At 55.9% G+C, this 21,641-nt stretch carries 22 protein-coding genes and 1 pseudogene; 19 read left to right on the top strand and 4 right to left on the bottom strand.

Annotated features, from left to right (window positions below; translation table 11 throughout):
- Positions 1-41 precede the first annotated feature (41 nt).
- Positions 42-812 (top strand): hypothetical protein, encoded by a 771-nt coding sequence (locus tag DW029_RS08215; protein WP_118345744.1) that lies wholly within the window; start codon positions 42-44, stop codon positions 810-812.
- A 347-nt stretch (positions 813-1,159) separates the two neighbouring features.
- On the opposite strand, the gene DW029_RS08210 is transcribed toward DW029_RS08215, so the two are convergent.
- Positions 1,160-1,423 carry a hypothetical protein gene (locus tag DW029_RS08210; protein ID WP_118345743.1) on the bottom strand — a complete coding sequence of 88 codons (264 nt, stop codon included), beginning with the start codon at positions 1,421-1,423 and terminating at the stop codon, positions 1,160-1,162.
- 249 nt (positions 1,424-1,672) lie between these two features.
- On the opposite strand from DW029_RS08210, the gene DW029_RS08205 reads away from it, so the two are divergent.
- From DW029_RS08205 to DW029_RS08175, 7 genes are all read left to right on the top strand, one after another.
- Positions 1,673-2,116, top strand: coding sequence for a hypothetical protein (locus DW029_RS08205; protein WP_118345742.1), 444 nt, complete (start codon positions 1,673-1,675; stop codon positions 2,114-2,116).
- A gap of 6 nt (positions 2,117-2,122) precedes the next feature.
- Entirely contained in the window at positions 2,123-2,872 is a 750-nt protein-coding gene (locus tag DW029_RS08200) for a hypothetical protein (protein WP_147351893.1), read from the top strand.
- Between the two features lie 2,198 nt (positions 2,873-5,070).
- Positions 5,071-5,880, top strand: coding sequence for a hypothetical protein (locus DW029_RS08195; protein ID WP_118345740.1), 810 nt, complete (start codon positions 5,071-5,073; stop codon positions 5,878-5,880).
- Positions 5,877-7,490, top strand: a complete 1,614-nt coding sequence (locus tag DW029_RS08190; protein ID WP_118345739.1) for a relaxase/mobilization nuclease domain-containing protein — start codon at positions 5,877-5,879, stop codon at positions 7,488-7,490. The genes DW029_RS08195 and DW029_RS08190 overlap by 4 nt, the downstream gene beginning before the upstream one ends.
- 9 nt (positions 7,491-7,499) lie before the next feature.
- The gene (locus DW029_RS08185; protein WP_118345738.1) at positions 7,500-8,270 is read left to right on the top strand and encodes a hypothetical protein; all 771 of its coding nucleotides are present in this window, start codon (positions 7,500-7,502) and stop codon (positions 8,268-8,270) included.
- A 252-nt stretch (positions 8,271-8,522) separates the two neighbouring features.
- Positions 8,523-8,945: a hypothetical protein gene (locus DW029_RS08180; RefSeq protein WP_147351892.1), complete on the top strand. Its 423-nt coding sequence runs from the start codon at positions 8,523-8,525 to the stop codon at positions 8,943-8,945.
- Entirely contained in the window at positions 8,935-10,491 is a 1,557-nt protein-coding gene (locus tag DW029_RS08175; RefSeq protein ID WP_118345736.1) for a hypothetical protein, read from the top strand. The genes DW029_RS08180 and DW029_RS08175 overlap by 11 nt, the downstream gene beginning before the upstream one ends.
- A 410-nt stretch (positions 10,492-10,901) precedes the next feature.
- On the opposite strand, the gene DW029_RS11325 is transcribed toward DW029_RS08175, so the two are convergent.
- Positions 10,902-11,072 (bottom strand): hypothetical protein, encoded by a 171-nt coding sequence (locus DW029_RS11325; RefSeq protein ID WP_158572643.1) that lies wholly within the window; start codon positions 11,070-11,072, stop codon positions 10,902-10,904.
- A 987-nt stretch (positions 11,073-12,059) separates the two neighbouring features.
- On the opposite strand from DW029_RS11325, the pseudogene DW029_RS11880 reads away from it, so the two are divergent.
- The 5 genes and pseudogenes from DW029_RS11880 to DW029_RS08155 form a co-directional block, all read left to right on the top strand.
- Positions 12,060-12,356, top strand: a pseudogene (locus DW029_RS11880) (DnaB-like helicase N-terminal domain-containing protein); the annotation flags it as partial.
- Positions 12,311-12,631, top strand: a complete 321-nt coding sequence (locus DW029_RS11715) for a DnaB-like helicase C-terminal domain-containing protein (protein WP_158572648.1) — start codon at positions 12,311-12,313, stop codon at positions 12,629-12,631. The pseudogene DW029_RS11880 and the gene DW029_RS11715, both read left to right, overlap by 46 nt.
- Positions 12,624-13,445, top strand: a complete 822-nt coding sequence (locus DW029_RS11515; RefSeq protein WP_199582620.1) for a hypothetical protein — start codon at positions 12,624-12,626, stop codon at positions 13,443-13,445. The genes DW029_RS11715 and DW029_RS11515 overlap by 8 nt, the downstream gene beginning before the upstream one ends.
- A gap of 9 nt (positions 13,446-13,454) precedes the next feature.
- A complete protein-coding gene (locus DW029_RS08160) occupies positions 13,455-13,760 on the top strand; it encodes a hypothetical protein (protein WP_118345733.1) in 306 nt (101 codons plus the stop codon).
- Positions 13,760-14,566: a helix-turn-helix domain-containing protein gene (locus tag DW029_RS08155; protein WP_118345732.1), complete on the top strand. Its 807-nt coding sequence runs from the start codon at positions 13,760-13,762 to the stop codon at positions 14,564-14,566. The genes DW029_RS08160 and DW029_RS08155 overlap by 1 nt, the downstream gene beginning before the upstream one ends.
- A gap of 10 nt (positions 14,567-14,576) precedes the next feature.
- Here the strand turns inward: DW029_RS08155 and DW029_RS08150 are convergent, their stop codons facing one another.
- Entirely contained in the window at positions 14,577-15,815 is a 1,239-nt protein-coding gene (locus tag DW029_RS08150) for a hypothetical protein (protein ID WP_118345731.1), read from the bottom strand.
- Between the two features lie 197 nt (positions 15,816-16,012).
- Here DW029_RS08150 and DW029_RS08145 point away from each other — a divergent pair, with 197 nt between their 5' ends.
- The 6 genes from DW029_RS08145 (at position 16,013) to DW029_RS08120 (ending at position 20,664) form a co-directional block, all read left to right on the top strand.
- Positions 16,013-16,537: a DUF3850 domain-containing protein gene (locus DW029_RS08145; protein ID WP_118345730.1), complete on the top strand. Its 525-nt coding sequence runs from the start codon at positions 16,013-16,015 to the stop codon at positions 16,535-16,537.
- 16 nt (positions 16,538-16,553) lie between these two features.
- A complete protein-coding gene (locus DW029_RS08140) occupies positions 16,554-17,276 on the top strand; it encodes a hypothetical protein (RefSeq protein ID WP_118345729.1) in 723 nt (240 codons plus the stop codon).
- Between the two features lie 58 nt (positions 17,277-17,334).
- On the top strand, positions 17,335-18,636 hold the full coding sequence (locus DW029_RS11315) for a hypothetical protein (RefSeq protein WP_158572642.1): 1,302 nt from the start codon (positions 17,335-17,337) through the stop codon (positions 18,634-18,636).
- Positions 18,637-18,665: 29 nt separating this feature from the next.
- A complete protein-coding gene (locus DW029_RS08130; protein ID WP_147351890.1) occupies positions 18,666-19,466 on the top strand; it encodes a hypothetical protein in 801 nt (266 codons plus the stop codon).
- Positions 19,399-19,833 (top strand): hypothetical protein, encoded by a 435-nt coding sequence (locus DW029_RS08125; protein WP_147351889.1) that lies wholly within the window; start codon positions 19,399-19,401, stop codon positions 19,831-19,833. The genes DW029_RS08130 and DW029_RS08125 overlap by 68 nt, the downstream gene beginning before the upstream one ends.
- Positions 19,834-19,896: 63 nt before the next feature.
- Positions 19,897-20,664 (top strand): hypothetical protein, encoded by a 768-nt coding sequence (locus DW029_RS08120; protein ID WP_118345726.1) that lies wholly within the window; start codon positions 19,897-19,899, stop codon positions 20,662-20,664.
- Positions 20,665-20,739: 75 nt separating this feature from the next.
- On the opposite strand, the gene DW029_RS11310 is transcribed toward DW029_RS08120, so the two are convergent.
- A partial coding sequence (locus DW029_RS11310; protein ID WP_158572641.1) for a hypothetical protein occupies positions 20,740-21,641 on the bottom strand: 902 nt, incomplete at its 5' end.

Raw genomic sequence — 21,641 nt, 5'->3', positions numbered from 1 at the left:
CTGTATTGAGTCATGCGACCCCGCTATAGGAAGGAACTCTCATGTTCGATTTCAAATGTTCAATGCAGGCCCAGCTCGATAACTTGTGGCTCAAGCCCGAAGATCTTGCCCGCGGTCTCGATGTTCGTGTGTCCAGCGTACGCAAATGGCTCGATCCCAAGCTCGATTGCGTGCCGGTCAAGGATGCTTTTGATTGGGTGTATGACCAGACCGAAAAGCTCGGAAACCTTACGATGCATTGTCTGAATGAGGCGAATGAGTCTGTCGAGAAGTTCGGTCGGTATATTCTCCGCTGGTATCGCGATGATGATTTGCCCGATACCGAGCCGATGGGCCTTTACAATCTCGCAAGCCATCTCGTCGCCGACCAACTCGAGGCGAAGGGCGTGGAGTACTCATTTGTCTACGCGTGTCGCGACGACGAGTGGATTGAGCGACACTTGGACGATTTCCCCGACCTCGACCCCAAGGCCGAGTTTTCCGCCTTGGCAGATACCTTGGGCGTTCCGACGTCCGATATCGCTATGGCGTTGGGCATCACGGGCCGTTCGGTCAAAGACTGGAAGAACCCCAAGCGCGACACGATGCTGCCGGTAGACGAGGCATGGGACTTCCTAGACGACTATGCCGAGACGCTCGAGCGCCGCACCGCCGAGCTTCTTGAAACCAAGCCCAACCCGATGCCGTACCACCCTATGACCCGTCTCGGGACCCTGACAGAGCAGGAGCGAATCGACAATCTCGCAGCCCTGGCGGCCTCCAAACGAATCATGGGCGACGGACAGACCGTTGTAGATTTCGCATATGTCTAGACCGTAGCGGTTGGCTAAGACAATTGCATCCCGATGGATGGAGCCGTAGGCGAGCTATGCCGATGTACCGAAGCGGCCAAATGAATGGAAAGTGATTAGGATATGACTATAAGCGATGGATTGATCCGCGCGGAATGGCGCTCGTTGGAACAAGCCGAACGAGCCAAAACAAAGTGCGCGGACTGTCTCTATTGCACGTGCGACGGAAACGTTCGGGACGATTTGCATCGCCCCGAGGACACTACAGTTGAGTATATATGCCACCGCAGGGACGGCCATAAGTTCGAAACGGCTCATTCGAACCGATGCAATTACTGGGAAAAGCGAGATGAAAGCTAAGCCGAGTGCTACTTTTTCGCAGCGGTGCGCGGTTTGTTTTCGTCAATCCCACGCAGGTCGAACTGCTTGTTTCCGCGTTTAAGCACGAGCTGCCAGCCGCACGCATCGCAAATCTTGACGAATTCATCGATAGTGAACCGCGTATTGTTGTGCAATCGGGTAGACAAACTGCCCTTCTGCTTGCCAGTTTTAATGGACGCATCTTGCAGCGTCATGCCGCAATCCTGCACCATATAGCGAATAGCATCGGACGAACCAATCCGTTCAAGCACTGGATACCTCTTTCAGATATACGATAGTCTATTTCGATTATAGCCATTTAAACTATTTGCTAGTCGCGGCAAATTGTTTGGTCGCTGCCCGGTCATCGTTAATCACACTGCTTGCAACACTGCCAGCGCTATTGAATTGTAATTTGATTGCGCGTAGTTCAGTTCCGCAATTGCCGCTGCGGCACGTCGCAGTGGATATATCCACCCTGTCCCAAGATGTAAGAACCAATTTCCACATTAGGAGGACAGATGGATAACGAACTCCAATACGATCCGGCAGCCATTCGCATGGCCTATTTTTCCCTGCTCTTGAGTGGTCGACCGCACGACAACCTGGAGCTTGCCGTCACCCAGGAGATGCTGAAAATGAATCGCCTCACTGCCGAGCGTTCGTTGCCGGCTATGGTCGGTCGTTCAGCGCGAATCACCGCGACGATCAACTCGATTAAAATCGAAGAATCTTCGAAGCGCTACCTGATTAAGTTCCAAGCTGACAACGGAGAAAGGGAAGAGCAGATCCGCTCCGAGCGCATTGATGCCAATCACAAGGACGCAGTTAAGAAAATCTGGGAGCGCAATTTGGTCGGCCACCGTGTTGTCATTTTCAAATGTAAGGACAGGGTCGGCTCTAAAGAAGCGCCCAACGGTTATCGAATCGCCCCATATTGCATCGACCTCGGCAAGGCGGAGTAGGTGCAGATGAAGCGTACGAAACTGGACGGCCTAGACCTAAAGGCGATTGTTGAGTCCGAACTCGAAAGCCGGAACTGTGACGGACTCTATTCTCCATGCAATCGTTGCGAGCGCGGATGCTCCCGCACAGGGCTCTTCTCGTGCGGTAAGGCGTGTGCAGATTGCCGCCCCGGTTTGCAACACCCCGGCACGAGCGACCTGAAGATCGTCTCACATGATGAGTATTGTGAGATCATCGACCGTATTGAAGCCGAGAGAAAGCGCCGCGAGGAAAAGCTCCGAGTCGAAGCGACCGAAAAAAAGAAAGCTGAACGACTCGAAGCCAAGCAGATTAAAGAGGAGAACACCCTCAAAAAGAAGCAGGCGCGAGCTGATAAGCGAAAGCAATTTTTCGGCAGCATCCGCGCGTGGCTCGAATCACTGTTCGCAAATATTTCGTCTGCAGTGCGCACGAGCATCCTATGCAAACTTCTCGGCGGTGTTTCAATCGGATCGATTGTCTTCTCGATTGCCTCGATTATCTTCTTTGAGGTCATCAAATACGAATGGATGGCATCCGCGGCGAAGGTCGAAGCACTTGCAGCCGTCTATCTATTCCAGAAGCTGTTCATGTTCGAGGCGATCTATGTATTCGTTATCGTTGCGTTCACGATCGGCGTGATTGTCGTTCGCGTTGCCCGCGGCGATTACAAGGCAGATTTCGCGTTCGATCAGCAGACAGAAGAGGAAGGGAAAGACGACCAGTTCTTCCTATAAATCCTCAAGCGCTCCTGCTCCTGACATACTTCCACGACTTCGCACTAATGGGTCAATCCGATTTGGATTGACCCATTATTTCTTCAAAGATAGATAGTTTAGATAGCTAATATCATCTTCTCCATAGCGCTGCAAGTTAGTACAACTCCATCCAGCTGCTAGTTTTTCTAGAGCTGGAATGGTCGAGGTGCGACACTACTGCGACAAAGGTGCGACATTTTCCCGTCAACCATTCCCGCGAAGGGTGTATTTACTTCGCATCTCAGGCGCTTAAAACAGAAAATTACAGCCCTTCACTATCCAGTTTTACTCATCGACTTATAGATTTACAGCTGTTGTTCAACTGATCTATTTTCTACAGCTCACGCAACCGGAACATCCAATCAAGATTTTGGTAAACTCGGCTATCCAAACAATGATTGCATCCAACCGTCTCAGAATCATATATTTGACAGTCGTGTTTTGGCTCAGCAAGTCCAAAATCACAGTGCGATTTGATTTTTCTAGACTCAAGTTCCTATAGATCGGAATCGGTTCCAGTTCTAAATAATGGTCCAGCCAACAATCGGAAACAATTTGAATAACATGCGGAGTGCACTTCATGGCACTCCGCAGCATCGCTATTTGTTATTATTCTCAGTCGAAACTCAGTAAATTAGCCGTCACACCTGAACTGAACGGCTGGCTCGCCAAACTATTTGAGTACTTTGACCCGTTTGATTTCCTAAAAAATCCAATGGAATGTATCAATTAGAACGCTTGTTTTTTGCTGCTCATCACCGATATAACCAGGGGTTTAAAGGTTATTCATGTTCAAAAAACGAGAACGCGAGCTTGCTGATTTTGCTTACGCATATCTATTTACCGACTGATTTTGCAAACCCGAAACGAATTCACCGTCTCGTGCAGACTGTTTTCAATTGTCCGAATACCGTTACAAGCATCGAAACGAACATGATTCAAAGCAATTAGTAAACCATGAAGAGCGCCTTTAACGGCGCTCTTCTGTATCGCTGTTTGTTCTTATTCTTCTTATTGAAAGCTGATTCCGGTGGCAAATAATACTGAAATTATCTTTAGCGCCATGCAATAAATCTTTCCACGGGAGTTGTTTTCCTATACATAGCGCAACAATTTCAACGTTGAAATATTACCCAGTATTAGCTTTTGCCGAACATCATTCGCTTTGTGCAAAGTAATTACTTTTCATTTTCGGCACCTCATTTCTACATTCTCAGGCCGTTTCACGTCTGAAAATTGCGCGTGGGTCTATTTCAAATCGTTAATCGACGACACTCAAAAGTAGTTCGCGCCACCGTTTTCGATCATGCAAAACCTGATTACGCGCGTCCCGAAACAACTCAAATCGTTATCGCAACAACGTTTTCCGTTTAAGAACTGTAACCAAATCAATGCTCACATCCAATCGATTCGATCCTCTCGCCCATACAAATAGTTTGTAATTAAATCGTTTTCGCTACAGAGATGACCATAGTTTTGAAGCCAGCAACGTGCCACATCCAGACTAAAACGCAATCCTAGAGTCCCCGCGACCGCTCTTCAAATAGGGGAGAAACGTATCCCGATCAAGTCTCGAAACCTGCATCCGCCCATCGTCCGCAGCTCCGAGACCTACTTATACTTATCGAACCCAACCCCTATCGCAAGCTCTATTCCTCGCCCGTTGCTTTGGTAGACATTCAACAAGAACCCTATAGCCTGTCAGACATTTAAGCTCCCCAGCTGTGGGATTGTCAGACATTGAATTGTCAGCCAATAGTAGTTTGTCAGACATTGCACGGCGCAGCCGAAACGGGAGATCGCACGGCAGAAATCGCCCCGAGCAAAGCCGAATCACCCCGCGGCGCGGCCGCCTGCCCTGCGGTCAGGCGGCAGGTGCAAAACGGCCTTGCCAATTGTGGATGCCGCTGCGGCAACACCCTGAGCCACCCAAAAACGTGCCCCAAACTACCCATAAGGCCATTTTGCACGCCAGCTTCGTTCAACGTCAGACATTGAGAATGTCAGACATTGAACCTGCGGCAAAGCCGCAGCTGGGGCCGCTAGCGGCCTGTAATCGCGTCGCTCCGCTCGCTCCCGTCAAGCGAAATGTCCGACAGGCTGTCAGACATTTAGATCCGCTTGACGGACGGCCTGCTCGCGAAGCTCACTATCGGCCGTAGTTAAGGAGATACGAAATGTCAGACATTTCGACAGATCGAGAAACCCCGGAAACCGTCAGCCCACATTTGCCAGACATTGCTACCACCGCCGTCCAAATGCCGGCCGGCACGTCACCCTATGCCCCGCCAGCTCGGTCGCAACCCGAACAGCCGCACACCGAAATGTCAGTCGTCTCGTTGGTCCCAAATGCCGTCCAGCCCGCAACCCGCCGCATCACAGTCCGCCTCCCCACCGCAGACCTGACCGCCCTCGACGCTAGAGCCGATGCCCTAAACGCGAGCCGCAGTGACTACCTCCGCACGCTCATCGCGCTCCCTGTAACGCTCGACCTGACATCCATCCGTCATGCCACTCCAGGCTCCGGATCGCTCACCCGTCCGCTCGGCCCAGACCTAGCCCTCACGCTCTCCAGCAACCAAACCGAAAGTTTGGCAATCCAAGCCATCACGGACAGCATGCTCGAATCGATCTCCAACGAAGTTCGCGCCATCGGCGTCAACTACAACCAGGCAGTCCGCGCCCTGAACCGCATCATCAAGAAGTACGGCAACCATCGCGCCCTCTCGCAAGATGAGCGAACGGAGATAGTTGAGCTCTATGAGCGCCTCTCGAAGCAGAACAAGGCAATTTACGAACGCCTCAAAACCCTCGCCAGCGAAGTCGAGACTCTGTCCGGGAAACCGTCCGTCAATCTAACCGCCATCGGCTTGACTCAATCCGAAGCCCCTATCAATAAAACCGAACCCGAGCGCCGCCGCCGTGTCCGCGGCAAAAAGCACTCCGCAACCCATCCTGACCAATTTCAGGACGGAGATGACTCATGACCTACATGAAGCCCCTCTCCGGTCACAGCTCCGTCAAGTGGATTCGCTACTACTTGTTTAAAAATGACCGCGCACTCGACAAAGACTTCCTCAACCTCACCGATCGCGATTGGAAGGGCCGCGACTGGGCGAAGGTCATGGATCGCACTCGCGAGATTTTCGGCAACAACGTGCCGGTCAAAAAAGATAGCAAGGTGCGAACCTACGAACACATGATCATCTCGCTCGACGAGAAGGACAACGGCGTGGAACTCGAGGACTTCCGCGACTTTGTGAACGAGTGGGCATCCAAATGGTTCGACTCACGCGGTCCAGAGGGGGAGGGCATCGGTCGGTTCGAGGTTGCCATTGCCTACCACGATGACAATAAGGCGCGTGGAGTTCAGGGAAAGCAGGGCATCCTGCACGCGCATATCGTCATCAACAACACGGAACTCGAAACGAAACGCCGAATCTCCGGCCTGCTCACCACAAAGGTCGTCCAGGCGATGCGAGCCGACTTACAGACCATGTCGCTTGAACGAGGTTGGCATGCATTTGCCACGGACGGGAAATCCTACACTCAAGCCGAAATGGATGCGAAGGGTTTAAAGGTTTCCCGCGGCAAGAGGCTCGACCGCGCCATGGCTGCTCTCGACAACGTTCTCGCCAACGAGGCGAAAGGCGCCCAGGTTGAAGACTTCGGTGAGGCTATGCAAAACCAACTGGACGAGCGCCGTCCAGTCGAGAAGTTGATACCCGAGACCTATGGCGGCGCGACTGCAAGCCCGCAATCTGATGCCGACGGGATCAGCCCGTCCAACGCCGTCGAACCCGCTAGCCTCTCCTACACGACCATGAGAACCGAAGACGGTCGCGTCATGCGCCTTGTTGTCCCGCATGGTTTCGGCGATTCGGATACCATGGCGGAGCGGCAAATTGAGCAACGCGAGGGCTGGTCTTGGAAGGATGACATCCGCGACCGCGTAGACATCGCAATGCGAATCTCCAAAGGCCCTGTCGACTTCGCATCGAAATTGGGCGAGCTCGGCATCCAAGTCAACTACAACCGCAACGGCGATATCATCTACCACCATCCGAGCGACCCCGTCTCAAGGAAGGTCAAGGGTTCGACGCTCGGCAAGCGATACACTGCCACTGCAATTGAACAGACGATGGCCGAGAAGTACGTCGGTCGTCGCCAGAGAACACAGGGGCTCGTTGGACGCGAGCGCTGGATGGACGAAGACGAGCGCTGCGCAGCCCTTGCAATTGCTAAAGCTGCCGAGCCGTGTACGCGCGAGGGAGCGCAGCTTATGAGCCGCCTGAAATCGACCATCGAGCAGAACGACTCCGCGCCGCGGGACAAAGTGGCCAACGGCTCCAGTGTCGAGTATCCGTCGTCTTTGGCCAATTCACTTGGCATCGAGTACCCCAAGACCTCCTCGGCCGGCGATGGCCGTCGCAAGAAGATGACTGAGGAAGAAGCTCTCGAAGCGATGGCGGACATTCGCGACGAGAAAGGCTATGGCGGCCTTGCCGCAAACAACCCGACGGTCACTTCTTCCAATTCCGGCAATTCGCATCAGCAGGAGGATGCGAACGAGATCCAGAAAACCAAACATCACTAAGGAGTGAACATGATCATTGCCATCGAATACAAGAACGGCCGCATGAAGGAGTTCGACACGAGCGCTTTCACGGCAACGAACGCAATGAGCGCAGGCGACAAGACGGCCCGAAACGTCTTGACCGAACTCGACTTGCGCCTAGACCTCGTGGACGAGGTCGGTTTGAGGTTGGACTTCTATTGGTACGATGCGACACCTCAGGGACAGCGTGTCAAAATTGACGGTCTGACGGATTCAAAGGGTGACCCCGCCTGTCTCACATCCGCATCGCGCCGCTTGGGTACTTCTGTGCTTCTCTGTTCCCGTATGGGCATCCAACAGATTTCCCGTGTCATCGTGCAGCGTGCGAACGGGACGGTGGATGCCCTCTGGCGACAGGGCTCGGGGGACTGGCTCATCAACGGCGCGAGGTTCGAGGCCCAGCGAGTTCTTTCATATACGGATTGCAACGTCACATCGATGAACTCCCAAGCGGTATTCGTCTTCAAGTATTTGAAGAAGTCCAATCCGGAGATGGCTGATGACGAGATTTGCAACCTTATCGGATATCCGCTTGAAGCCTACAAGGAGATTCAGTGGGACGAGGCGAAGAACGCCGAAGGATTAGTAGGCGCTGATCTAATCGAATCGGATGATGAGGAAGATCCGAGTTTCCCCTCCGACCCGTCCGCTGCCGACCCTTCAGATCCCCCCGCCAACCCCTCCCTCGGAAAGCATTTCGCCGTGGACGACGATGACGACGGCTTCGACGATGATGAGGACTCTCTGTTCGATGTCTGACATTTGCCACGCCCGTCGGATTCATGATATTTTGAGTGCAATGGCGTAACCCCAAGCGCCATGAAACAGGAGAGACGAATATACCGCCCGACCGTGCGAGGCACGGCTATCTATTCCAATTTGATTACGCATGACTGACTCGGTATAACTCGACTCGTCTCTCCGCACGTTCTGACAGGAGATGACAGGTTTGCCCAAGCGTAACGAAACCCAAACCGAAAACCTTACGAGCGCAGGATCGGGGTGGTCCCGATGAGGGCGGCGGTCAAGGTGAGCGAGGCCCTCAGCCGGCTTCGCAGGCAGGTCGACACTGCGGAACTCGAGGAGGCAGTTAATGATTTCCTCGCGGCCTACGGAGAGCTTCGCAGCCAGTTCTACTACGAGGATGCCGAGGCGCGGGCAAACGCCAAAACCGCCTCGACGCTTCTCGAGGCCATCGACCGTGGGCTGATCGAGCTGCCTCAGACCGATGACGGAATCGTAATCATCCCCGACATGAAGCTGCGACTCCCCGACGGAGCGAGGCTGTTCGTCAACTCAATCGAAATCGAATCCACCGCGACCGGCCGCGCCCCGATTGTCCGCTTCGAGGATGGCTCGTCTATCCGCTGTCGTCGCGGCTCGGGCGTGCAGATCGTCAGAATGCCACTCGAGGAGGAGCAGAATGCCGACTGAACGTGACACCCAGCTCGCCCTGCCGTTCCGCATTCCCGTTCTGCGTGTCTTCCTGCTGCCTTTCGTGCAAGACGGGAAGCGCGACCGCCTGTTCCTCATTCTGCTTGCCTGCGTCATGTCTACTGCAGGCTTCCTCATGCAGGGAAACGGATCGTATGACTCCGATGGCTGGTTCCTGCTCGCGACGGGAAAGCAAATCGTCAAGAACGGCATCCCGTACACCAACCCCTGGTCACTGGCGTCCTACAGGCCGATTGTCGTCCAGCAGTGGCTCCACGATGTGCTGCTATACGGTTCGTATGCCCTGGCAGGATATGCCGGCACGATACTCTATCAGGTCCTCCTCTCCGCCGTCGTCGCCCTCGCGCTCGCCTTTGCAATCCAAGGATTCGGCGATAAATGCCTGACTTTGCCCCGCCTGCTGTTCTGCATCGGCCTAGCCCTTTTCGGGGCGGGAATCTATATTTCCGTCCGTCCTACGGCATGGTCGATGGCATGCATGGCGCTGACCGTCGGTGTCTGCACTCGTTGGAAGCGTACCGGCGACTGGCGCTATCTCATCGCCCTGCCCGCGATCACGGGACTGCATGTGAACATGCAGTCAGCCATGTGGCTCCTAGATGTCTTCCTCGCTGGATGCTTCCTTTTGCCCCGCGACCCATCCGATTTCAAAACCACCACCCCCGATGAGATGCTGGCTGAAATCTTCCCGTTAACCATCGCCCTGCCTGCGATGGTTCTCGCCGCCTTCGTGAACCCGTACGGCGTCAACGGCGTCCGCTACGTGATCGACTCGATGGGTGCTGCATCTTACGGAAATGTGATATCGGAGATGAAGCCCGCCTTCGAAGCGACGAACGGCTTCTGCGTTGTTTTCTTCGCGGTCGGCTTCATTCCCACAGCACTTGCTGCCGCCATCGGCCGCAAGCGGGTCGATGCCCCGCTGCTGGTCATCCTCATCGCCGCCGTGGTCGCGACGATGCTCCATTGGCGAAACGTCTGGATCTTCTCGGTTGCATCCGCCCTCGCCTTCGCGAGCCTTCTGACGGGAACCGAAGATCCTTCCGCGTCCAAACCGCACCATATGACGAAAACTGCTGCCTTGATTGCCCTCCTTGCCGCAATCGGCCCGCTTGTTGCGAACTGCTGCGTCTGTGCCGCGAACGGAGGACAGTCCTGCTGGCAGACCTCCGAACGCTCGGCAAATCCCCTTGTGAAGAAGATTGCCGAGAGCGGCATCTACGACCCCGTCGTATACGCCGAGGATCCCGTCATATACAACTACCTGGAGTGGGAGGGGATGAAAGTCCCCTTCGACCTGCGACCCGAGCTCTGGGACGATAAGGGTGCGGCGGGAGTCGTCTCCCCATACCGTGACTACGTGGACGGCATGCAATCCAAGAAAGCAAGGCTGTCCTACCTCACCTCCAACCACTTCGACTACTACATCGTCTCGAAAGATACGGCGCACTGGTATAAGGAGAACCTGAACCTGAAGGTTGTCAGTGCCACGGATACGCTCGTTCTGCTCGAGAACGCGGGATAGGGAAGTGAGGTTTGAGGTCTGGAGATACTCGAAGGGAAAGTGTTTCCCGCGAGGACGCCCGAGCTTTTCCGAAGGCACTTTAAGGCGATTCTGGTCGCATGAATGACGCTCTTCCTCGGTATCGCTGCCCTCGCGCTCATCGCCCGTCACACAGGGCTTAATTCAAGCATCTCAGTGAATGGCATTCCACAAAGGCTCGAAGTCCAAAAAGAAAGGCCACCGTCGCCAAGACGATGACCTAACTTCGTTAAGCAACGGCTCTGCCCAGCTCATCACAACTTGGACTGCGCGTTACCCACCCATTCTATCATCTCACTGAACTCCACACATCTAGTACAGCAAAAGGGGAGCTCCCAAAGAGCTCCGCGCAGCACCGCATCTAGGCAGAAACATACCGCTGAACAGAAACCTTACCCACGCTCCTGCTCGCCAGGCATGCTCTCGCAATCCCCACGGTCGAGCTCCGCCTCGGTGCTTTTCGCATCGCAGCTCTCATCGAGTGACTCGCCGGCTTCCTGCGATTCCGCATTGCCGACTGGCCAGCCGTAGACCTCGCAGATCGCAGGTACGATATCCTGCAAATGACCTTGCTCCTCCGCAAGCGCGATGATCACATCATCGAGAACGGCATCCTTGTCGAACCCGTTGGATCAGGACGTACTCGATAATACTTTGCCCTCGGAGACGGGTATCCCTAGGAGATACCCCCCCCCCCCGAAGGTTAATTGCCGCTGCGTGCATTTGCGACACTCCCTTCGCTCAGGGTGAATAGAAAAGGCTCGAGGTTAGGACTGTTACGCGAATCCGCCTCGGTCTTGCCACATCGGCATCCCTAAACACGCAGCCAATACTTCCCGAACGACAAACGGGATGTCTTCCTTGACATCCCGCAGGATGGATAATCGTTATTGTTCTCATTCCTTTAAGGCTTTCCGCAGGTCAGCCAATACATAAGAATCTTCTTATCTTTCTCCTTATTATTCTTATTATCCTCATACTCCTTTTTCTCCTTCTCCTCCGTCGCTCATGCACCGCTTCCAGACCTTGCTATTCCTCAAAATCGAAAATTTTTTAGTTTTGAGGAATAGCACCCGAACCCTTCAAGCCCCGCCAATTGTCGCCACTTTATGAATCGTAGATTCCCATTACGCATATGTGGAATCTCGTCTATTATGGGAACTACCGAACGGGCAGGGGATTTAGCACCCCAATAAATGGCACTCCGTTTGGGTAAGAGGATCCATCCCGTAGGATGAATCACTCGCGGAGTATATCCTCTCGGTTGGTTTTCTCCAAATCATGTAAACGCCAGCCGAGGGGTGATCTCCTTTTTTAGGTCACGATCTCTAAATCAAAATCCCCAGGCGCTTCATTGAAAGCGCCTTTTTTTGTTTTACAATAGCCATGACCTCATTTCGGTGCGCCGATATTCCTTTTTTGGATTAACGGCGCGTTATCTTTCTGTTATACTTAATATCGACCAGGGCGTACCCCAAGCGCCTTGTAGAACAGGAAGATGAACAACATGCCCCAGAATCTAAACGGTTCGCGTGCATCCCGTTTCCAAAATGGTGCGCGCCATGCCGACTAAAACAAAAGACGAAAAACCCCAACCTGCGAATACGATCATCGCCCCACAGCAGGAGACAATCGTCCTGACCGCCTGCATGCGCTCGAAGGACGTGCGCGAGGATGTCCTCCCGATGTTGCTGGAGGACGATTTCGTCAAGTCCGACCACCGTACGCTGTTCGGTGCCATCCGCGCCATGCACGAGGCCGACATCCCGATCGACGACGTGTCCCTGCTCGACTACCTGAAATCCAACGACAGGCTCGCAGCCGCCGGGGGAGAGCAGGCAGTGTTGCGCATGTTCGAGGCGGACATGCCGAATCCCATCCGGGGACGCCCCGCCTGGCAGACCTACGCGAATCCGGCTCCATCGAGCAGGACGCGGACACGGTCCTGTTCCTGTCGCGCGACCCGGACGAGATCCAAGACGAGAAGTCGGGCTCCAGGCAGGTCATCCTGTCGGTCGCGAAGAACCGCAGCGGCCCGACGGGCGATATCGACATGCTGTTTGTCCCGACGAGTACGAAATTTTACGAGGTGGGGCCCAGGAAGGAGTCCTCTGATGAGTAGGAAGAAAACCAAGAAAAGTTCGAACAAGATCGTCGGCCGCTGCCTCGAATCGGATGCCCACGCCCAGACCATCGACGAGGGCTTTGCCTTTCTCGACCGCCCGATCTTAAAGCCGCGCGAGGTTCTCGCGTACCAGTGGGCGCTGCGCAACATCGCCATCAAGAACATGCGGATTAAGTCGGAAAGCACGCGCGAGGCGGTAAATGACGGGACGAGCTATTTCTCCGACGGTTCAATCAGGGTGAAGGCGCATATCCTGTGCGGTATCGCCACCGATGTCCGCTTTGCCTCCGATGACCCGGACGCGCCCATCGACCGCATCATGATGTCGTTCGTGAAGGTGTACAACGAGCAGGAGCGCAGATGGCGCCCCGTTGACTCCCACCTATGGCTGTTCATGGACAAGCTGACCGTAAGGCAGGGCGAAGGCTGGGAAGAGCGAGAAGACGGGGATGGTTTCGGTGTCGCGCTGGGCGACCGCGTCATCTTCCTCGCCGAGGACAGGGTCTATGACGGCCCGAAGGGCATGCGCCGGCACGGGGCAGGGGAGTGGTCGGTTATCTCGTCTCAGCTAATGTACGGGACGAACGGCAAGAAGGGGATGCGCATCTGCGAGGTTCCCCGCAAGGCTGTCACCGACGCCTACCTGATGTTCTTCGCGAAGCGTGGCGAGCAGGTCGGCATCACGCTTATGAATAACGAGGAGTGGGCCGAATGCCAACAGCGCTGCCAGGCGGCGGCGATGAAGGAGCCCTGGAGCCTGATCGCCTACCTCGAGCAGAGCAAACGCCCGTACAGGAGATGCGGGAGATAAGGAAGAGACATGATGATGATCGAAAAGAACGTACCCCGCTGTTCCCGAGTGGTTCTCGTCGAGCCGACCAGAACCGACAACGGGCACACGGTTTTCAAATTCTCGCTTGATGCCAAGCGGGCGACGACCGGCTTCATCGAGAGGAGCGATCGAGACGACGGATCAGTTATATGGCGCCCGTATATCCGCTCGTCGACGCAATCGGGCTACTGGAACGCTGGGTCGATGAAACAGTTCGTCGCTGGGTACAAATCGGAGGAGGATGCGATGGTCGCTCTTCTGGACGAGGCTCAGGAGGTTCTTTGGAGTAGCTAATGGTCGAGACTGAACCCAACCGGCTGCACATGCGCCTGAAACGCGCCTTGACAGCCAAAGGCATCTCCCAGCGCGAGCTGGGCAGAAGGATTGGGGCGACGCAGGCGAGCGTCTCGCACTACGTGAAGGGAAAGCGCCTGCCTGGGACAGTCGTCCTGTACAAGATTTGCAAGGAATTGGATGTCTCGGCGGATTGGCTGCTGGGGCTTAAGCGAAAGGAATCGGACATGAACGACAGCAATTGGATCGACGACGGCGACATCGCCTTCCGCACGGCAGACGACTGTTCCTTGGTCGCCCGCATCGAGCAGGCGGAAGACGGCACATTCGAATTGGGAATCCTCGAGGGCGACACCGCCTGCGAGCTTTTCGCCCAGCGATTCGAGTCGATTGACGCGGCCAAGAAGTACGGCAATGGCATCCTTGGCCAGAAGCCGCAAAGGGACAAGGCGATCACGCTTATCGAGGACGAACTGGATGGCGTACTGGGCTCCAACCTGTCAGACGAGGACTACCTCGCCAGCGCATCGCTCGACCGCGACACGATGCGCACCCTGGTCGTAAATGCCATCCCGACCTGCACGGGTCCCAACTCCCAGGAGGTAGCCGTCACGTTCTCCATTTCAGGGCCTGACGGCATCGAGATGGAGACGGAAGCCGAGCGGGCCGCCTTCGATCTCGCGACCGAGCGAGCCGTGTTCCTCTCCGGCATCTGGTCGGTCTACGCGACGCCTGCTGCTGCGGTCGAAGCCGTGAAGGGGCTGATCGCCACGCTTGAAAAGACCTATCCCTCGCTGAATCATTAGATCAAACACACTATCGGTCGGCACTTTCCCTATCGGAGGCCACCCTTGCCGCGGCATTCGCCGCCATAAGGGTGGCCTCTTCGCTTTTGCCGCCCATCATCTCATCGAGGGATTCTTCCTTCTTATCCTTCTCATTATTCTTCTCATCGTTATCGAGGATGTTGTCAGACTTCTCGCGGAGCGATTTGGCGAACTCTCCGATCTTGTCTCGACCGATGGTCACATAGATCTTCCTGTCGCCGTCTTCACGGGCCAGCTTCAGGTCATATCTTCCGTTGAGCATGATCTGGAGAGACCCCTCATCAGCGGCCTGATCGAGATACTTATCTACCACGACCACTTTGGCGGTAAAGCCACCGAGGCGGTAGCCGTCGACTTTCACGCCATTGGGCACCGAGACGGTAACCGAGTTGAGCACCTGTCCGAACTTATTGGTTTTCGTCTTGCCGTCCTTATCGGTCATGCATTCGCTGTCGATGACGTTGCCGTACGGGATGACGACCTTCGGGTTGTCGAACGTGACGTCCCTATCGATATTCTTGGTTCCGAGATATTGCCCGTCAAAGGGCATCTTCCCAAGATCGGCCGGTTTTTTCTCATCGGCACGGCGCGGCTCCGAAGCGCCTGCCGCCGTCGGCTTTTCAGGTTTCCGGCTCGCCGAAATCGCCGGCACGTGTGCATCCCGAGGCGAGGTCTTGGCATCCGCACTGGTCGTGATGTTGATGAGGTCCTCGCAGCATTTCCCGAGGTTCTCTACGAAATCCCCGATTCTATCCTGCCCCACGGTCAATTCGATAGCGCGGCCGTCCTTGAAGCCGCTGAGCTTCAAGGGTCGCGAGTTGTTGAAGGATGCTTGAAGGATGCCCGTCTTCTCCGCACGCTCGAGATACTTGTCGGGATTGACGATCTCGACTCGAAGACCGTCCATGCTGTAGCCGTCAAGCTCCATCTTGCGGGGGAGACGGATGACGATGCGCGACATTTCCTGCCCATAGCGGCTCGTCACGGGCGTGCCGTCTCGCCGCACAGCCGCCGCGGAGGAGAGGACGCTCGAGTAGGGGATACTGACGACCGTTTTCTCGACCTCATCGCTTCGGTCTTTCGAGACAGTGCCGATGACCTGCCCCTTCTGCACAGGCTGCAGATCGGAATCGACGGGATCGATTTTCTTCACGCGGCCCAGCCCGAGCTTCTTCAGGAAGTCGAATCCTCCGAGCAGCGTGGCGTTCTGGCTATCATTTTTCGGCATGTTGCCTCCTTATATCGCAAATCTATGTTTGAGGGTATCCACCGCCCGCGCAATACGGTTGAGCGGGACGAAAGAAGTTTGACGACGGGCCGATAATCCTTATGTGACTTGACGGCGTGATATACTTTTGTTATCATATGAACCGTAATCGATAGATTGATGCGCTTCCCCAAGGCGCATCGGACAGGAGAATCGCAATGTCAGATTTCACCAAGCCGAAGATTAGGCTGCACTCGGTCAACATTCGCGAGCAGTTCGCCGCCCCGCTGATGGACGGCAGGCTCAAGGCGATAACGCGCCTGAACGGGCGCGGCTACAACACTGGGGACTACTTGCGCTTCAGCGTGTTGCCGATGCAGTCCTCGGATGTCCAGTTCTCCATGACCACCGATAGCGAGCGCGAGACGCTGCAGAATCAGTTCTACAAGGTCACCTTCGCCATGTACGGCAAGGGCCTGAAGGAGGGCTACGTGACGCTCTCCCTAGAACTTGTCAGCGATCGGAAAACGATGGATACCCTGCGCAACGAGATTGACAGAATGGCGAACAACGGGCAGAAATTTGCAGATCCGCTCGATGCTTACGCAGATCTCTTCGACACCGCCTACCCCCAGGGTTATGATTCCCAGTATATGAAACGTCACGCGGAGCCCAGTCTGGACAGTATCGCCGAGGTAGCGACCGAGGCAGCATCAGACGCGGAGCGTCCGCGAGGTCGCTAACATCAAGGAGCGCATCATGCAAGCTATCACTCTCTTTCTCTCCGACCCCTATAACGTGGCCGGTATCATCCTGTTCGCCTATATCTATTTCATCGTCTGCAAGCGAATGCTCCACTTCCGCGCGTTCAACGTCTGGAACGTCAAGACGAACCCGAACGCCTGGTGGCGCTTCGACCGCAGCTCTATCAAGTACGCCTACAGGAAGGGACGCTGCCATGTCCCTAAGAAGATCGAGGATTTCTGCATCATGGTGAACCGCGTGATGTACCGCCGCGAGATGCTGGTGAAGCTCTACGACGCCGATGGCAACGACCTCCACATGCCCACCGTCTGGATGAAGAAATCCGACCTGACGCGCAAGGAGCGCATGACCAAGACGATCAAGTGCGAGGTCGTCTGCCCACCTGACAAGCGAGGTTTCGCATTCATCACGAAGTATCACGCCTACGTCAGCGCCGTCGAGACGCTCGCGGGAGCCTCCCGCGCCGGCGGCAAGACCTGCGAATACGTATCCCTATATCACTACGAGATGATCCAGATGCCGCAGGAGCTGTTCCTGGAGGATGAGGTCGTCAAGGCCCGCGTGGAGCGCCTTAAAGAGGACCACGCCTTCATCGTCCGCCATTACAAGCGTGCCGCCCTGTCTTACCGTTTGGCATACGGTCGATGCTTACCGCTCAAGTACTTCCTGCCCCACTACCAGTACAGCCCCATCAGCCACGACATGGCCATCATCTAAACCCTGTCCTCACAGACCCGTATACTCATCCGATATCTAGACTAGATAGGAGCCTTCCATGAATACCGATATGAATCCTGAGAACATCAACTCCAACGATTCCCTCGACCTCAATGCCGATACCGAGGGCACTCATCTCATGGATACCCCAGATACCTCCACTTCTGCCGACGTCACGGCGGAACTTCCGATTGCCAAAGACCTGGAAGATGCCACGGCGCCTGACTCGACCGAGCCTGCCACCGATGACTCCCAGAAACCGAAAAACTCAAGCAGCCTGAAGCGCAAGTTCGTCGCGGGCGGCGTGGCACTTGCCATCGTCGCGGCTCTCGGCATCGGCCTCTCACTAAACCATGAACCCGTGAACATCCCCGACAACGCCCCTGTCGCGTCCGCCAAGGCCGCCGAGGACGAAAAGACCTACCCCGCAGCCGTCACCCTCGAGGCCGACGGCTGGTACGAGGGCGATGGCGAGTTCTCCTACGAGATCGTCGATGCAGATGGCGAGTCCGCAGCCAAGGGCGATATCGTCCCCGGCAAGAAGGAATCCGTAGACCTTCCCCACGGCGCCTACGCGTTGAACGTCACCTCCATCCCGACCGCCAAGGACGGCAAGACCACCTGGTTGGTGCCGGACGCGGTCGATTTCGTCGTCGAGGGCAAGGGGGCGTCCGTCAAGGTGAGCCTCACCAAGGTCGACATGACCGACGATGCGGCAGTGGACGCGGCAATCGAAAATCTCCCCGAGGAGGAGCGTGCCGCCGCCAAGAAACTCATCGAGGCCAAGCGTGAGAACCCGAACGCCAGCGCCGTCTCCGCACCCGTCTCCCGCCCCAGCAACTCCACCGTCCAGCAGGCGGCCGCCTCCAAGCCCTCCGGCTCCAACTCCAACAAGAACGATTCGAAGCCGTCTACCGGCTCTGGCTCCAATTCCGGCTCCAGCTCCAACAAGGGCGATTCCAAGCCCTCTGGCTCGAACAAGAACGACAAGGAGGACAAGCCCGCGTCCAAGCCCTCCGGCTCGGGTAATTCTGGTTCGAACTCCGGCTCCGATTCCGACAGCTCCAAGCCCTCCAAGCCCGCCGAGCCCGAGAAGGTCTGGGCCGTCATCACCCCCGCATGGGACGAGCAGATCTACCACCCCGCCGTCACCCATGTTGAGAAGCAAAAAGTTGGCGTTCAATACATGGCAGATGATGGAAAGATGTTCGACAGCGAGGACGACTGCGCCTACTACTGCGTCATCAATGGACTCCAGTACAGTTGCCTGCCCAAATACCAGGATGTAACTGTGACCGACCAGGCAGCATGGACCGAGACCGTACACCACGAAGCCGTCTACGGCTGGGTGAACAAATAGGATGTCCGAAACGAAAAGAGATGTAGGCTATGTCGCTACGTACCTTTATCCATGGGCTTGTAAGCGGAACCAAATCAGACAAGTCGAAGACATCGACATCGACAGGCTTCGAAAGCAGCTCAAACGGAAGCGGGAATCCTTCGAAAGTTCATTCACCAGAATCAAATGACGGTCCCTACAGAGCTGCACGGGATGTTGTATATGACTTCCTGCCCATGTTTCGCAAGCTCAACGAACAGGGAACCGATTATTGCGTGGTCGGTGGTATGGCAGTCCTGCTTCAGGCGATGGATAAGGCACGAGATTCCAACAGGTTCAGGGCAACCCACGATGCGGACATCATGTTTGGCTCCGAGTACACAAACGTAGATTTTGCCAAAGTATATATGGCTGCGTTCGGTGAGGATGGGCAATTCGCCCAGACGGCCTATGACGAGATGTTTGGCGAGGGAGCGTTCGAAGAGCTGGCCGAAGAAGACCAGGCGCTGGTCAACTGTTCCTTCTGCGGTCCCGATACTTTCTCGGGAAAGAATGACTATCCCGACTTCGATGTGGTAAGAAGCCTGAACGGGCTGGCTCTCGATGATTTGGATAGAGAGTATATCCAAGTTGAGGACGTAGCCGTTCCCGTCGCGAAAGTCGGGACACTTCTCGAGATGAAGCGGCGAACAGTTGCCTTGCTCAAATCCGACATGGCTTTTTCAAGCCGCCCACAGGACTATGCAGATATCGAGACGCTGGAAATGATTCAGGAGAGGCTTTATGACCAAGGAACACCTGAACGAGATTATGACGGGCCTTTGCCGGAAACTGAAGATCCGGGAAAGTAACTTGGTCGCGGTTCACGAGGCCGGACTTGTCGCGCTTGGCATCGATAGCAATGCCATCCCATACGGATTGGATTTCCTTCTATTGAATGGCACTGAGGATGGCGCCGTGCGTGAATTCACCTTCGAGGGTTTCGACATCCGCCTCTACACGCCAGAGGAATTCGGGGCAGATGGACCCATTTCCTTGGTATCTCCTAAGGGCATGGATTTTCCAGCTCTCGCTCCCGAGATCATTTTAGAGACGATTTCAAAGTCACCAGTTATCGAATACCTAATGGAACAGAGAGCGGCACTGGCGGAGCTGCTGCACTTCGACGATATGGACGATGACGAGCTCCGCCAATTCGCCGCTTACGTCAGGTCGTGATCCCACGGAATCCGACGGAAACAGCCTCGGACATACCGCACCCTTCGAAGAGGAGCTGATCGCATGACCTACTTCCTGAAAGACTGCGGGCGTGAAGCCTCGTCTCCCGCTAAAGATAGGGAGGATATCGCACGAGCCGTTGCCGAAACGTTCGCGACCAGACCTTATATCAGGTACGCCGTGTTCATCGAGCCGTACGCCGACGGCAGCGGGGACGATAGCGTTGAGCTGATTGCCGTCCCCGATGGGAGGTTCGGCGTACCGCTGGTACCGTGGGCGGCCACGGGGTGCGAGGAGTTCGCCTACGACTTGGTCGCGGCCCTCGGCAGGGACGTTGACTGCTGCCTGGATGGGTGCGAGAGGGCGAGACTAGCCCCAATCTACCGAGCAATCGTGCCGATTTACAGGCGTCCCGACCCCGCAATCGAGCCTGCCAACAGATATCTCGCCTCCGCAAAGGCCGATGCGACAATCGCCTCGAGTGCGCTGCGCTGCCACCGCATGAATGCCGACCACGTCGCCAGGCATGCGGCGCGGACGGTCGGGCAGAGCCTTCTCGCGACTACCTCCGCATTCGGCGGCAAAGGCGACACGATGGCGACGCTCCCGGACATCCTCGACAGCGCAATCGAATGCGGAGCGCTCTTCCGCAGGGGCTGGATGGGGACGGCCGCCGAGCGGCTCGAAGCCTGGATGTCTGCCGCCGAAGGCGGAGCCGATATAAGCGGAGGGGATGCGCTGGAGGCGGCGTGCCTTGCGAACCGATTCGCCGACGAGCTACTCGAAAAACGCCGTACCGCTTTCCGCATCGAGACACAGCGGATACCGTAGGACACATCCGATAGATAGAAATAGGGAGGGGACGGTTATCCGTTCCCTCCCTTTTCAACAACGTAGATAGCTCGGCTACTTCCTCCTGACGCCCACAACACCGTCCACAACGACCTCGCTCCAGCGGATGTAACGCACCGTATCCATGGTTAACTTTACCGCGGCGCCAGCTCGCGCTCGTGAGGACGACTGCCCAGAGACATCAATTTCGGATACCTCGGCGGCGTTCGCCTCGTCCGCATCGAGCCACGCCTCGCACTTATACGTGCGCCACTGCCCGCCGCCGATGTTTCGGTACGCGGTCGCGGGGACCGTGATGCGAGCGAGCTCGTCGAAGTAGTATGCCGTGTGGCCCTCGCCGGAGTCGCCGATTGCCGCTAGCTCGAACTCCTTGCCCTTGGCGTCGTAGCCCTTATGCTTCGGCTCGTCGAAGACGGGGATGAAGCCGGGGTGCGCCTCCGCACCCTCTTCGGGCAGCAGCCTCATGTCCCAGCTCGGGTCGAGCACGACCGAGCCCGGGGCGTACTCCGTGCGCAGGGTGCAGCGGTTGCGCCCGAACAGCGGAGAAACGCCCTTCGTGGCGACCGCATGGGTAATCGCCTCGTCGCCGAGTGCTTTATCGGCATGCCAGCCGGTGAAGCCGCTCGAGGGATTCATGCCGAAATGATCATTGAGATTGCAGGTCGGCTCCAGCTGCTTGTCGATAACCTCCTGCGGGAATGTGTAGTCAGTTCCGGTGAGGTAGCGGGGGCTCGTGAAGATGATGTTCTCCTTATTAAGTCCATCCTTGAAGAAGATGAACTTACCCATCCTCACGCGAGTCCACAGGTACAGGTCACCGTTGACCTTCCTGCCGACATACTTCGAACCCTGGAAGATGCTCGGGTCGGAGCAGTCCTTATCGCCCTCGTACCAGCCGTCCAGGCACTTGTCGAGCAGGCTCATATCCTGACCCTCGTCGCGCATGACCTGCTCGA

The organism is Collinsella sp. AF38-3AC, assembly GCF_003474365.1.
Classification (GTDB): Bacteria; Actinomycetota; Coriobacteriia; order Coriobacteriales; family Coriobacteriaceae; genus Collinsella.
This window is presented reverse-complemented; position numbering and strand designations above follow the sequence as displayed.